Source organism: Alphaproteobacteria bacterium, from assembly GCA_040905865.1.
In the GTDB taxonomy this organism is placed as follows: domain Bacteria; phylum Pseudomonadota; class Alphaproteobacteria; order UBA8366.
Genome location: JBBDQU010000039.1, coordinates 1 through 12,816, shown reverse-complemented (window position 1 = coordinate 12,816; position 12,816 = coordinate 1). Strand labels below are relative to the sequence as shown.

Below are 12,816 nucleotides of genomic sequence, written 5' to 3'. Positions count from 1 at the left end.
TGTCCTGTTGCTGAATAACATATGAAGATGCAGGATTGCTGGCCTGTTTCACTTCTGGTCCGGGGGACTGAACGATGGCGGAAATCGACCTAGACGATATCGCGCGCCGCATGGACGGCGCATTGGAAGCGTTCGGCCGGGAACTCGCCGGCCTTCGGACGGGGCGTGCGACATCCGCTTTGCTGGAGCCGATCACGGTTGACGCCTACGGAGCGCAGATGCCGATGAACCAGGTGGGCACGATCAGCGTTCCTGAAGCCCGTCTCCTTTCCATCCAGGTCTGGGACAAGGGGCTGGTCAAGGCGGTGGAAAAGGCAATCCTCGAATCCAGTCTTGGTCTCAATCCGCAGACCGAGGGGAGCACGATCCGTATCCCGGTTCCCGATCTGAGCGAAGAGCGCCGTGCGGAACTGGCCAAGGTCGCGAGCCGCTATGCGGAACAGGCGCGGGTCGCGGTACGCAATGTTCGGCGCGACGGCATGGACCGCCTGAAAAAGCTGGAGAAGGATGGCGAAATTTCGCAGGACGACCAGCACCTTTATGGCGATGAGGTTCAAGCCCTGACCGATGACCATATCAAGAAAATCGACCAGACGCTTCAGGTCAAGGAACAGGAAATCATGCAGGTATGATGAGGTGGTCTCCGTAGCAGAACACTCTGGCGGCGTGACGCCACCCGATCATGTCGCGATTATCATGGATGGCAACGGCCGCTGGGCGAAAGCCCGCGGCCTGCCGCGAACTATGGGGCACAAAAACGGCGCCGAAGCGGTCCGGCGAACGGTCGAAGCCGCGGCTGAACTTGGCGTATCGTATCTGACGCTGTTCGGGTTCTCCGCGGAAAACTGGAACCGCCCCAAGCAGGAAATCGGCGACCTCATGGGGTTGCTGCGCATCTACCTTAAATCGGAAATTGCGGAACTGCATCGCAAGGGAGTGCGTCTGCTGGTCGTTGGCGACCGCGCGCGCTTCGAGCCCGATCTTGTCGCGCTGATCGACGGCGCCGAAGCGCGGACAGCGGAAAACAGGCGACTGACCCTGATCCTGGCGCTGAGCTACGGCGGCCGGCAGGAAATCGCCGCGGCAACGCGGTCCCTGGCGCGGGACGCCGCCAGCGGGGCGCTCGACCCGGATTCCATCAATGAAGCGATGGTGTCGGCGAGGCTTTATACGGCGGGAATTCCCGATCCCGATCTCCTGATCCGCACAAGCGGTGAATTGCGCATCAGCAATTTCCTGCTTTGGCAGTTGGCCTATACGGAACTGGTCTTTCTCGACACACTCTGGCCCGATTTTTCAGCGGAGGATTTTGGCGCGGCGGTTCGTGAATTCAATAATCGAGAGCGACGTTATGGCGCGGCCGTCGGCCCGGCCTGAACTTTCCAACCTGACGATTCGCGTGCTGTCGGCCGCGGTGATCCTGCCGCTGGCTGTCGCGCTGGTTTGGTTGGGGGCGTGGTATTTCATATTGTTCATCGCCTTGCTCGGTGCAGCGATGGGCTGGGAATACTCGCGGCTCTGTGGCGCCGGCACGGCCATTCGCGCCGTAATGTGCATTATGCCTGGCGCGGCGCCGGTCATCATGGCGGTCAACGGTGCTCTGTCGGCCCTGGGCTGGGTCGCGGTCGGCGTGGTGCTGGTGGCGGTTGTTGCGGTGGCGCGGGGGTCGCGGGAAAAACTCCTGCTGGTGACGGGGAGCGCGTATCTCGGCATCGCCGTGCTCGCCATTACCTGGTTGCGGCTCTCGCTGGACATGGGGGGGCTGGTCCTGCTCTGGATTGTGGCCGTGGTCGTGGCAACCGATGTTGGTGCATATTTCGCGGGGCGCGGCATCGGCGGTCCCAAACTGGCGCCCCGGGTTAGCCCCTCCAAGACCTGGGCGGGACTCCTGGGGGGAATGTTCTGCGCCGCCTGTGCCGGGTGGGCCGTCAGCCGTATCGGGACCGGCGCGGCATCCGTTTTCATTGCCGGTGCGGGTGCGGCATTCGCTATAGTCGCGCAGGTTGGCGATTTGGCCGAATCAGCGGTAAAACGTCATGCTGGCGTCAAGGATTCCGGAACCCTGATTCCGGGGCATGGTGGCATCCTGGACCGGCTCGACGGGTTTCTGGCCGTCGCGCCGGCGGTTGCCTTGGTGACGATAGCTGCAGGGGAGAGCCCGTTGGAATGGTTTTGACGGAACAGGTTACCGCTCCGCGATCGGTCACTATCCTGGGATCGACCGGTTCCGTGGGATGCAGCACTATTGATCTGATCGAACGGAATCCGGACCTCTATGATGTCCAGGTGCTGACGGCGCGGCGGAACGTCAATCTTCTGGCGCGACAGGCGCGGACCCTGCGGCCGCGTTTTGTCGCTATCAGCGATGAGTCGCAGTATCTTCCACTGAAGGGCGCCCTGTCAGGAACCGGCATCGAAATAGCTGCCGGCGACGCGGCAGTCATCGCGGCGGCGGGTATGCCCACGGAATTCGTCATGGCGGCAATCGTCGGCGCGGCGGGTCTTTCGCCGACGCTTGCGGCGATCCAGCGCGGCGCGATGATTGGCCTCGCGAACAAGGAATGCCTGGTCTGCGCCGGGGCGCTGATGGTTTCGGAAATCCGCGAACATGGCGCGGTGCTGCTGCCGGTGGATTCGGAGCACAACGCCATCTTCCAGGTTTTCGATTTCGATAACCGCGATTCCATCGACAGGCTGATCCTGACCGCTTCGGGCGGGCCCTTCCGGACACTGGATCGGGCGGCGATGCAGGCGGTGACGCCGGCGCAGGCGGTCAAGCATCCGAACTGGGACATGGGCGCGAAGATATCGGTCGATTCCGCTACGATGATGAACAAGGGTCTGGAGCTTATCGAGGCACATTATATTTTCGATATGCCGGAATCCCGGATCGATATCCTGGTCCACCCGCAATCCGTGATCCACAGTCTTGTGGCCTATCAGGACGGGTCCGTGCTGGCGCAGCTGGGGCCGCCCGATATGCGGACGCCGATCGCCTATGCGCTTGCCTGGCCCCGGCGGATGAATGTACCCCAGGACAAGCTCGATCTGGCCGCCCTGTCGCAACTGACCTTCGAAGCGCCTGATCCTGTTCGGTTTCCGGGCCTGCGGCTTGCGAGGGAGGCCTTGAAGAACGGCGGCAGCGCACCAACTGTACTGAGCGCGGCGAACGAAATCGCCGTGGAAGGGTTTCTCACGGGACGTATCGGGTTCCTGGATATCGCGCATATTGTGGAAGACGTGCTTTCGGCCTTCGATCATTTTTCCTTCGCGTCGCTGGACGATGTGCGGGAATGCGACCTGGCGGCCCGCCGAATGGCGGAAACAGCGATGAATGAATCGGGCGGACGTGTTGCCGCGATAGCAGGCGAATAGATGGAATATTTGAGTATTATTTGGGAATACCTGCTGCCGTTCGTTGTCGTTTTGACCGTTCTCGTCTTTGTTCATGAACTGGGTCATTACTGGGTTGCCCGGCGTTGCGGGGTTCGCGTCGAAGTATTTTCAATCGGCTTCGGCCCGGAACTTTTCGGCTGGACCGACAGCAAGGAAACCCGCTGGAAGATCAGCGCCATCCCGCTCGGCGGGTATGTGAAAATGTTCGGCGAAGGGGAAATTCTCGAAGAAGACGGCACGAGCCGGGCCCTGACCCGGGCGGAACGCCTTGTTTCGTTCAAGCACAAGGGGTTGGGACAGCGTGCCGCCATCGTCTTTGCCGGCCCGGCCGCGAACTTCATTTTCACGTTTCTGGTTTTTGCCTTTTTCTTCAGCATCTACGGCCAGCCCTTCACGCCTGCGGAGATCAGTTCCGTCGATGCGGACAGCGCCGCGGCCCGGGCGGGCGTTGAAGCGGGCGACCTGATAACCGAGGTGGACGGCACCAGGATCGAGCGGTTCGAGGATATCCGGCGGATCGTCCAGATCAATCCCGGGAAAACGATGGAAATCGTCGTCATGCGAGACGGTGTCGAACAGGTGCTTGTCGCCACGCCGACGTCCCGGGAAATCGATGACGGCAGCGGTGGAAAGGTCACCATCGGCCTGCTGGGAGTCCGGCGGGAAGGCGTTTCGGTTCGCGACCACAACCCCGCGACCGCCGCCTGGGCTGCGGTATTCGAAACCTGGAACCTGTCGGTCGCGACCCTGAAATATGTCGGCGAAATGATTATCCGCACGCGGTCGACGGAAGGCCTGGGCGGTCCGATCAAGATCGCGCAGATGTCCGGCGCCGTCTGGAAATCGGGCATCGAACCGCTCGTGATCCTGATGGCGCAACTGTCGATCAGTCTGGGGCTGATCAACCTTTTTCCGATACCGATGCTGGATGGCGGTCACCTGCTGTTTTATGGAATCGAAGCAATACGGGGCCGGCCGCTTAGTGAAAGGGCGCAGGAATTTGGTTTTAGAATAGGCCTCGTCTTGGTATTCTCCCTTATGCTATTTGTCGTGGTCAATGATATAGTGAACTTGCCGGTATGGAACACTTGAGAAACCATCGGCTGAATTGGTGCGCGTAACGGAAGGGATCGTCTTTTGCATTTTAGAGATGGGATGTCCTTTCTTGGGGCGCTGTTTCTCGGTGCCTGTTTGTTTGGTTCCGTTTCATACGCCCAAAGCATTCCCGGACCGACAATAGTCGAGCCCGCCCCGCGTAGCGGCAGTTCAACCGTTCCGGATCGCCAGGATGCGCGCCCGTTACGGCCGGGCCAACTGCTCGTCGATGAAATCGTTGTCGAGGGCACGCAGCGTATCGAACCGGAAACGGTGCGCTCCTATATGGTGATCAAGGAAGGCGACCCGCTGGATAGCGAACGGGTCAATCAGTCCCTTAAGGGCCTGTTCGCGACCGGTCTGTTCGCGGATGTCACGTTGCGGCAGGAAGGTGAGGTACTGTATGTCCGGGTTGTCGAAAACCCGATCATCAACCGCATCGCGTTCGAAGGCGACAAGAAGGTCGAGAAGGACCTGTTGCTGAACGAAATTCAGCTGCGGCCGCGCATTGTCTATACCCGTACCCGGGTGCAGAATGACGTCAAACGGATACTGGACCTGTACCGGCGGACCGGGCGGTTCGCGGCGACAGTCGAACCGAAGGTGATCCAGTTGCCGCAAAACCGGGTCGACCTCGTCTTTGAGATCAATGAAGGCCCCCTGACCGGTATCCGGCGAATCAGCTTTATCGGGAACCGCGCCTTTTCCGATGGCGCGCTTCGGGAAGCGATCCAGACGACGGAGACCCGCTGGTACCGTTTTCTGACATCGGACGATACTTACGATCCGGATCGACTGACCTTCGATCGCGAATTGCTGCGGCGCTACTACCTGAGCGAAGGCTATGCGGATTTCCGGGTTGTCTCCGCGGTTGCCGAACTGACGGCGGACCGCAAGGATTTCTTCATTACCTTCACGATCGAGGAAGGGCCGCGTTACGAATTCGGCGAAATAAAGGTCGTATCGAGGATCGAGGACATCAAGCCCGAAAGCGTCGCCGGCCTGCTCGAAATCGAAAAGGGCGACTGGTACGACGCGGAAGCGGTCGACGATGCCGTGGTCACGCTGACTGACGCGGTTGGCGAATTCGGCTTTGCCTTTGTCGATGTGCGCCCGAATGTATCGCGGGACCGCGAAAACCGGACGATCGACATCACCCTGGAAATCCTTGAGGGCCCACGCTACCACATCGACAGGATAGATATTTCCGGCAATGTGCGGACCCTGGACAAGGTTATCCGGCGTGAATTCACCCTCGTGGAAGGGGACGCGTTCAATTCCGCCAAGATTCGCCGGTCCAAGACGCGAATCCAGAATCTGGGGTATTTTTCGCGGGTCGAGGTCAGCAATTTGCCCAGCGACGAGCCGGACAAGACCGTCGTCAAGGTCGACGTTACGGAACAGTCTACCGGCGAGTTGAGTATTGGAGCCGGGTTTTCGTCCCAGAACGGCCCCCTGGTCGATTTGAACATCCGGGAACGGAACCTGCTGGGTCGTGGTCAGGATTTGCGGGCCTCGATCACGGTGGCCGCGAGGCAGCAGAATTTCGATATCAGCTTTACGGAGCCGTATTTTCTCGACAAGGATATCTCGTTTGGCGTTGACGCATTCCACAGCAAATCGAACAGCATTCGTGAATTCGAGGCGCTGTCCACGGGGGCCGGTATCCGCTTTGGATACTTCCTGTCGGAGGACTTGCGGCATCTGTTGCGCTACACGTTGCGCAGAGACGAAATTACGGACGTCGATACCACCACCTCGATCTTCATTCAGCGCGAGGTTGGCGATACGCTTGTTTCCAGCGTCGGCCACCAGTTGACCTATGACCGGCGAAATTCGGCAATTGCGACGACGGACGGCTATATTCTTCGCCTCTCGAACGATTTCGCGGGCGTCGGGGGCGACCAGACATATCTGAAATCGAAGCTGACAGGCGCCTATTATTATTCGATCGCGGAAAGCTGGGTCGCCAGCATGAGCGGCGAAGCCGGGTACATTTTCGGCCTGGGCGATGACGATATCCGGATCAATGACCGCTTTTTCCTCGGCGGCGACAAATTGCGGGGTTTTGCCAATGGCGGAGCCGGCCCGAGAGATATCAGTACGGATGACCCGCTGGGAGGCAAACAGCTTGTCTCGGGCAGTGTTGAGCTGACCTTCCCGCTGGGTTTGCCGAAGCAGTTCGGCGTGTCAGGGTCGGTGTTCTCTGATTTCGGTACCCTGACCGAACTCGATTTCGAAGACCCGAGGATTGCCGATACGGGAAGTATCCGGGTATCGACCGGCGTCGGGTTGGGCTGGCTGTCGCCGTTCGGGCCGATCCGCATCGACTTTGCGGTTCCGCTGGTTGATGAAGACTTCGACGAAACGGAAATTGTCAGATTTAATTTTGGTACGAGATTCTGATACACTTCCCGCAGCTACGAATTTTTCCGGCAAAGGTTGATACATGTCAGGTCTAAAAGCTGCCCGCGCGATTTGCGGAGCTGCCGTTCTGCTTTTACTGATTGCGCCGCCTTCCGTGGCCCAGACGCCGGCGCCCGAGCGGACATTGCCGGCAGCCGTTATCGCGGTTGTGGATTTCAAGCGTGTCATCCGCGAATCTTCAGCGGGTCAGAGCATCCTGAAGCAGATTAATGACCGCCATGCCGGATTCCAGAAAGAAATCCAGGGGTTTACCGCGCAGTTGGAACAGGCCCGCCAGGAACTCGCGCGGCAGCAGAGCATCCTCGCGCCGGATGTGTTCGCACAGAAACGGCAGGAATTCCAGGGCAGGGCGCAGGAGTATCAGCGCTCCGTGCAGGACGCGCAGAAAAAACTGGACACCATGCTCCGACAAAGTATGCGGACGGTTGAAGCCACGCTCGCGACGATCGTCGCCGAGGTCGCAACGGAAATGGGCGCGAATCTGGTCATCGACGCCGGGCTCGGACGGGGAGAAGTGCTGTTTACCGATAGCAGTCTTGTCATTACGGATGAGGCGAAAGGGCGCCTCAACAAGGCGCTCCCGGATGTGAAGGTCGTCGAACCGCAGCCGGAACCCGCCAACGAACAGCCGAATCGGGAACCGGGCGTCCGGTAACCCTATGGCGGACCCCAGATTTTTCCGCTTGGCGGGGCCATTTCGGTTGGCTGAATTGGCCGCAACAACCGGTGCGGCACTGGCCGAAGGCGGTGACCCTGAGGTCGAAATCCGCGACATCGGTTCGCTGGATGGTGCTGGACCGGGAATGTTAAGCTTCCTCGATAACCGCAAGTATCTCGAATACTTCGCGTGCAGCAAGGCGACCGCATGCATCGTCGATCCCCGCTTCGCGGACAGGGCGCCCGATGGCATGACGCTGCTTCTGACCCCGACGCCGTACAAGGCCTTTGCATTGGCCGCCGCTGCCTTTTACCCGCCGGCCCCCCTGACCGCAGGTATCGCGGACAGCGCTGTGGTCGATCCCAGCGCACGGGCCGGCGCGGGCTGCCGCATTGAACCGGGCGCCGTGATCGGCGCCGACGTTGTCATCGGCGAGCGGTGCCGTATCGGTGCGAATGCGGTGATCGGGGCGGCGGTCACGATCGGAAACGACACGGATATCGGCGAAAACGCGTCGCTTACGCATTGCGATGTGGGTGACCGGACGCTCATTCATCCCGGCGTGCGTATCGGGCAGCGGGGTTTCGGTTTCGCAATCGATCCCGCGGGGCATGTCAAGGTGCCGCAACTTGGCCGGGTGATTATCGGCAACGACGTTGAAATAGGTGCGAACAGCACCGTCGACCGCGGCGCCGGTCCCGATACGGTTATCGGAGACGGGACGATGATAGATAATCTCGTCCAGATTGGGCACAACGTCCGTATCGGCAGGGGATGCATCATTATCGCGCAGACGGGTATTGCGGGCAGTACGGTACTTGAAGATTATGCGGTAATCGCCGCACAGGTGGGCCTGGCGGGACATCTGCGGATCGGCAGCGGTGCGCAGATTGGCGCGCAGTCCGGCGTCATGCGCGATGTTGAACCGGGGGCGCGGATTATCGGATCGCCGGCGGTGCCGGCGCCGCAGTTTTTTCGGCAGGTTGCCGCGCTGGAAAAACTGACCAGGAAAAAAGGCGAATAGGGGATGGATGGACAGGCGGAACAGGTAACGGACATCGATATCAACGGCATCATGCAACGGATTCCGCACCGGTATCCGTTCCTGATGATCGACAGCGTGACCGATATCGTGCTCAACGAAAGTGCGACGGGTATAAAATGCGTGTCTATCGGCGAACCGCATTTTCAGGGTCATTTCCCGACGCGCCCGGTCATGCCGGGCGTCCTGATTATCGAAGCCATGGCGCAAACCGCGGCGGTGCTGGTCGTGTCGACGCTGGGGCCGGAGGCGGAAGGCAAGCTGGTCTATTTCATGTCGATTGACAAGGCCCGCTTCCGCCGCCCCGTAGGGCCGGGCGACGTTGTCCATGTCCATGTCGTCAAGGAACGCCAGCGCGGCAACGTCTGGAAATTCAATGGCCGGGCGACGGTTGACGGGAAAACCGTATCCGACGCGGTATTTTCCGCCATGATCATGGATGACTGAATGACAGATATACACCCTACCGCAATCGTCGATCCGGCGGCATCCCTGGGCGACGATGTGGAAATCGGGCCGTATTGTATTGTCGGGGCCGATGTCGTCCTGGCCGACCGCGTCCGCCTGCATTCGCATGTCGTCATCGGCGGGAAAACCGATATCGGCGCCGAAACCGAAATTTTTCCGTTCGCTTCAATCGGCCTGGTGCCGCAGGACCTGAAATACAGCGGCGAGGAATCGACCCTGGTTATCGGCCGCCGCAACAGAATCCGCGAATATGTCACCATGAATCCCGGTACGGCCGATGGTGGCATGGTAACGCGCGTCGGCGATAACTGCCTTTTCATGGTCAGCGCCCATGTCGCGCATGACTGTATCGTCGGCGATAATGTCATCATGGCAAACAACGCGACCCTGGGGGGGCATGTGGTTGTGGGCGACTTCGCCATTCTGGGTGGATTGTCAGCGGTTCACCAGTTCGTCCGGATCGGTCGGCACGCCATTATCGGCGGCATGTCCGGGGTGGAAAACGATGTCATTCCCTATGGTTCGGTTGTCGGCGACCGTGGCCAGCTGAGCGGGCTGAACATCATCGGACTGAAGCGCCGTAATTTCGCCAATAAGGAAATCCACAACCTGCGCACCGCCTACCGGATGCTCTTCGCCGAGGAAGGCACCATGGTGGAGCGGGTGGACGATGTCAGCGCGATATTCGGCGACAACGCCGTGATCATGGAAATCGTCGAATTCATGCGCGCCACGTCGCAGCGTGGATTGACGCAGCCGCGCTAGCCGGATGGCGGGAAAACTCGGCATTCTGTCGGGAGGGGGCGTGTTGCCGCGCCTGCTGGTCGATGCCTGCCGAAGCAACGGGCGCGATGTCTTCGTTCTGGCCTTCGAGGGGCATACCCTGCCGGAAACGACCGAGGGGGTCGATCATGCCTGGGTCCGGCTGGGCGCGGCCGGGACGGCGATGGATATCCTGAAGGCCGCGGGCGTCGCGGATGTCGTTCTGGCGGGACCGGTACGGCGCCCGTCCCTGGCGGAACTGCGGCCGGATGGCCGGGGGCTGAAGCTGCTGGCGAAGGCGGGCGCCCGCGCGCTGGGCGACGACGGCCTGTTGCGCGCCGTCATCGTCGAACTCGAACGGGAAGGATTTACGATAGTCGGGATAGACGACGTGCTGCACGGCATGACGGCCACGGCTGGCGCCCTGGGCAGGTTCGAGCCGGATGCGGGTGCGCTGGTCGATATCCGCCGCGGTGTCGACGTTCTCCGGCATCTTGGCGCCGTCGATGTAGGACAGGCGGTGGTGGTCCAGGAAGGGATCGTGCTTGGTATCGAAGCGGCCGAGGGAACGGACGGGCTGATCGCCCGCTGCGCGTCGCTGGCGCGCGAAGGTCCCGGCGGCGTTCTCGTAAAACTACGGAAGCCGGGCCAGGAAAGCCGGGTGGATCTGCCCACCATCGGACCGGAAACCGTGCGGGGCGCGCGCGATGCGGGCCTGCGCGGTATCGCCGTGGAAGCCGGCGCGACGCTGGTACTGTCGCTGGAAACCGCGATCCGGGAAGCCGATGCGGCGGGGCTTTTCCTTACCGGCATATCAGTTCCGGAATGACGCGTCGTCTGACGATTTTCCTGCTGGCGGGCGAGCCGTCCGGAGACGTGCTGGGCGGCCGCCTTATGGCGGCCCTTCGGGAGTTGCACGACGGCGAAATCGATTTTCGCGGCGTCGGCGGCCCGGCGATGGAAGACGAGGGCATCAAGAGCCTGTTTCCCATGGGGGAACTGTCCATCATGGGTCTGGTCGAAATCCTGCCGCATGTCCGCAAGCTCTTTGCGCGCATGCAGGAAACGGCAGCCGAAATCGACGCCGTGGCGCCGCACGCGGTGATTACCATTGATGCGCCAGCCTTTGCGCAAGGGGTGGCGACGCGCATCCGGAACCGTGGCATCCCCCGCATCCATTATGTTGCGCCGCAATTATGGGCCTGGCGCCCGTGGCGCGTGCGCAAGATCAGGCGGCACTTCGATCATCTGCTGGCATTGCTGCCGTTCGAACCCGCCTGGTTCGCCCGACATGGCATTTCCTGTGACTTCGTCGGCCATCCGGTGATCGAAATCGACAGTGGCGGGGAAACCGGCGCGGCTTTCCGTGAACGCAACGGGATTGCCGCCGATGTCCCCGCCATTTGCGTGCTGCTCGGCAGCCGTCGCGGTGAGGTTACCCGATTGGCGCTCCCGTTCCGGGAGACCGTTTCGCTTCTGAAACGGGATCATCCGGGTCTTGTTGCGGTGCTGCCGACCGTGCCCAATGTTGCCGAACTCGTCCGCGCCGAAACGTCCGATTGGCCGGTTCCTGTTATAGTCACTGACAATCCGAAGCAGAAATCCGCGGCGTTCGCCGCCTGTGATGTGGGGCTGGCCGCGTCCGGCACGGCGACGCTGGAACTGGCGCTGGCGGGCGTGCCGTTTGCCGTCGCCTATCGCGTGGCGCTGATGACGTATCTGCTGGCCCGGCCGCTGATGCGCGTCCGATTCGCCAACATTATCAACCTTATTCTGGATCGGGAGGTCATTCCCGAATTACTGCAGAACGATTGCCGGGCGGACCGGCTCGCCGCCACCGTTGCCCCCTTGTTCGGCGACGCGGGAAAGCGGCAGGTGGCGGAGACGGAGGTAGCGCTGGCCCAGTTGGGCAAGAACGGTCCGCCGCCCAGCAGACGGGCGGCGGAGGCCGTACTGAAGATCATCCGGGATGCGGATGAATTAGGAATGTGCCGCTGAATGATAATGCAGATCGCCGTTAATTGCCCTTGAAGTTTGCCTTGCGCTTTTCCTTGAACGCGGCGATGGCCTCGACATGGTCGTCGGTGCCCCGCGCGATGCTCATATGCGACGAGATCAGGTCCAGATGGGTCCGCAGGTCGATGTTCAGGCTCTGATACATCGCCCGCTTGATCAGTTGCAGGGATACAGGGGCGTTGGCGGCGATCCGGCCCGCCAGTTCGTAGGTCTTGTCCATTAATTCGTCATCCGGGTAGACATGGTTCACCAGACCGAGCCGCAGGGCTTCCTCGGCGAGCACGAAATCGCCGGTCAGCAGCAGTTCCAGCGCCTTTGCCGGGCCGACAAGGCGGGGCAGGAAGTATGAACCGCCGGCGCCCGGCACGATGCCCAGCTTGACATAGCTTTCCGCAAACCGGGCGCTGGCGCCGGCGGTCCGCATATCGCACATCTGCGCCAGATCCATGCCCGCGCCGACCGCGACCCCGTTGACCGCCGCGATGATCGGCTTGTCCAGTTCGATCAGGGTCTTCGGGATGCGCTGGATATGATGCCAGAGCCGGTTTTTCGCGTTCAGCGGCTTGTTCTCGTCCCTGCCATCGGCGCCCATGCCGCCGACATCGCCGCCGGCGCAGAACGCCCGCCCCGCACCGGTCAACACGACGACGTTGATCGCGTCGCTGTCACGGCATTCGAGCAGGGCATTGTAGTATCCGTCGATCATGTCGTTGGTGAAGGCGTTCAGCTTTTCCGGCCGGTTCAGCGTGATGGTCGCGATCTTGTCCTTGATGTCGAAAAGCAGTTCCTGGCTCATGGCATGTCCGTTTCGTTTCTGGATGGATATGCGACAATAACGGCTCGAAACGCCACCGGGGTCAAGGGGGCGCGCCGGTCGCTGGCCCGGCGGTTCGATAAACTGACAATCATCTAGGCGGCCTCCCCGACGGATGCGACAGTTTCGTTTGCAAGC

At 61.1% G+C, this 12,816-nt stretch carries 13 protein-coding genes; 12 read left to right on the top strand and 1 reads right to left on the bottom strand.

What is annotated here, in order from left to right; all coding sequences use genetic code 11:
* Positions 1-74: 74 nt before the first annotated feature.
* The 12 genes from frr (at position 75) to lpxB (ending at position 11,846) form a co-directional block, all read left to right on the top strand.
* On the top strand, positions 75-632 hold the full coding sequence (frr, locus tag WD767_07805; protein ID MEX2615983.1) for a ribosome recycling factor: 558 nt from the start codon (positions 75-77) through the stop codon (positions 630-632).
* A gap of 64 nt (positions 633-696) precedes the next feature.
* On the top strand, positions 697-1,377 hold the full coding sequence (gene uppS, locus WD767_07800) for a polyprenyl diphosphate synthase (protein MEX2615982.1): 681 nt from the start codon (positions 697-699) through the stop codon (positions 1,375-1,377).
* Entirely contained in the window at positions 1,352-2,176 is an 825-nt protein-coding gene (locus WD767_07795) for a phosphatidate cytidylyltransferase (protein MEX2615981.1), read from the top strand. Before uppS ends, WD767_07795 begins: the two co-directional genes overlap by 26 nt.
* Positions 2,167-3,375, top strand: coding sequence for a 1-deoxy-D-xylulose-5-phosphate reductoisomerase (locus tag WD767_07790; protein ID MEX2615980.1), 1,209 nt, complete (start codon positions 2,167-2,169; stop codon positions 3,373-3,375). The genes WD767_07795 and WD767_07790 overlap by 10 nt, the downstream gene beginning before the upstream one ends.
* The gene (rseP, locus tag WD767_07785; protein MEX2615979.1) at positions 3,376-4,488 is read left to right on the top strand and encodes an RIP metalloprotease RseP; all 1,113 of its coding nucleotides are present in this window, start codon (positions 3,376-3,378) and stop codon (positions 4,486-4,488) included.
* A 63-nt stretch (positions 4,489-4,551) separates the two neighbouring features.
* Entirely contained in the window at positions 4,552-6,897 is a 2,346-nt protein-coding gene (gene bamA, locus WD767_07780; GenBank protein ID MEX2615978.1) for an outer membrane protein assembly factor BamA, read from the top strand.
* A 115-nt stretch (positions 6,898-7,012) separates the two neighbouring features.
* Complete coding sequence (locus WD767_07775; protein ID MEX2615977.1) at positions 7,013-7,573, top strand: OmpH family outer membrane protein; 561 nt, start codon at positions 7,013-7,015, stop codon at positions 7,571-7,573.
* A gap of 4 nt (positions 7,574-7,577) precedes the next feature.
* Positions 7,578-8,600: a UDP-3-O-(3-hydroxymyristoyl)glucosamine N-acyltransferase gene (lpxD, locus tag WD767_07770; protein ID MEX2615976.1), complete on the top strand. Its 1,023-nt coding sequence runs from the start codon at positions 7,578-7,580 to the stop codon at positions 8,598-8,600.
* Positions 8,601-8,603: 3 nt separating this feature from the next.
* Positions 8,604-9,065: a 3-hydroxyacyl-ACP dehydratase FabZ gene (gene fabZ / locus WD767_07765; GenBank protein MEX2615975.1), complete on the top strand. Its 462-nt coding sequence runs from the start codon at positions 8,604-8,606 to the stop codon at positions 9,063-9,065.
* Positions 9,066-9,851, top strand: coding sequence for an acyl-ACP--UDP-N-acetylglucosamine O-acyltransferase (lpxA, locus tag WD767_07760; protein ID MEX2615974.1), 786 nt, complete (start codon positions 9,066-9,068; stop codon positions 9,849-9,851).
* Between the two features lie 4 nt (positions 9,852-9,855).
* Positions 9,856-10,677: a UDP-2,3-diacylglucosamine diphosphatase LpxI gene (lpxI, locus tag WD767_07755; protein MEX2615973.1), complete on the top strand. Its 822-nt coding sequence runs from the start codon at positions 9,856-9,858 to the stop codon at positions 10,675-10,677.
* Positions 10,674-11,846, top strand: a complete 1,173-nt coding sequence (gene lpxB / locus WD767_07750; GenBank protein ID MEX2615972.1) for a lipid-A-disaccharide synthase — start codon at positions 10,674-10,676, stop codon at positions 11,844-11,846. Before lpxI ends, lpxB begins: the two co-directional genes overlap by 4 nt.
* A gap of 19 nt (positions 11,847-11,865) precedes the next feature.
* On the opposite strand, the gene WD767_07745 is transcribed toward lpxB, so the two are convergent.
* Positions 11,866-12,660 (bottom strand): enoyl-CoA hydratase-related protein, encoded by a 795-nt coding sequence (locus WD767_07745; GenBank protein ID MEX2615971.1) that lies wholly within the window; start codon positions 12,658-12,660, stop codon positions 11,866-11,868.
* Between the last annotated feature and the right edge of the window lie 156 nt (positions 12,661-12,816).

Coding starts and splice junctions, on each gene's coding strand:
- uppS (MEX2615982.1), top strand. CDS start 697: ATGGATGGCAACGGCCGCTGGGCGAAAGCCCGCGGCCTGCCGCGAACT.
- WD767_07790 (MEX2615980.1), top strand. CDS start 2,167: ATGGTTTTGACGGAACAGGTTACCGCTCCGCGATCGGTCACTATCCTG.
- lpxD (MEX2615976.1), top strand. CDS start 7,578: ATGGCGGACCCCAGATTTTTCCGCTTGGCGGGGCCATTTCGGTTGGCT.
- WD767_07745 (MEX2615971.1), bottom strand. CDS start 12,660: ATGAGCCAGGAACTGCTTTTCGACATCAAGGACAAGATCGCGACCATC.
- fabZ (MEX2615975.1), top strand. CDS start 8,604: ATGGATGGACAGGCGGAACAGGTAACGGACATCGATATCAACGGCATC.
- lpxB (MEX2615972.1), top strand. CDS start 10,674: ATGACGCGTCGTCTGACGATTTTCCTGCTGGCGGGCGAGCCGTCCGGA.
- lpxA (MEX2615974.1), top strand. CDS start 9,066: ATGACAGATATACACCCTACCGCAATCGTCGATCCGGCGGCATCCCTG.
- lpxI (MEX2615973.1), top strand. CDS start 9,856: ATGGCGGGAAAACTCGGCATTCTGTCGGGAGGGGGCGTGTTGCCGCGC.
- WD767_07795 (MEX2615981.1), top strand. CDS start 1,352: ATGGCGCGGCCGTCGGCCCGGCCTGAACTTTCCAACCTGACGATTCGC.
- frr (MEX2615983.1), top strand. CDS start 75: ATGGCGGAAATCGACCTAGACGATATCGCGCGCCGCATGGACGGCGCA.
- rseP (MEX2615979.1), top strand. CDS start 3,376: ATGGAATATTTGAGTATTATTTGGGAATACCTGCTGCCGTTCGTTGTC.
- bamA (MEX2615978.1), top strand. CDS start 4,552: ATGTCCTTTCTTGGGGCGCTGTTTCTCGGTGCCTGTTTGTTTGGTTCC.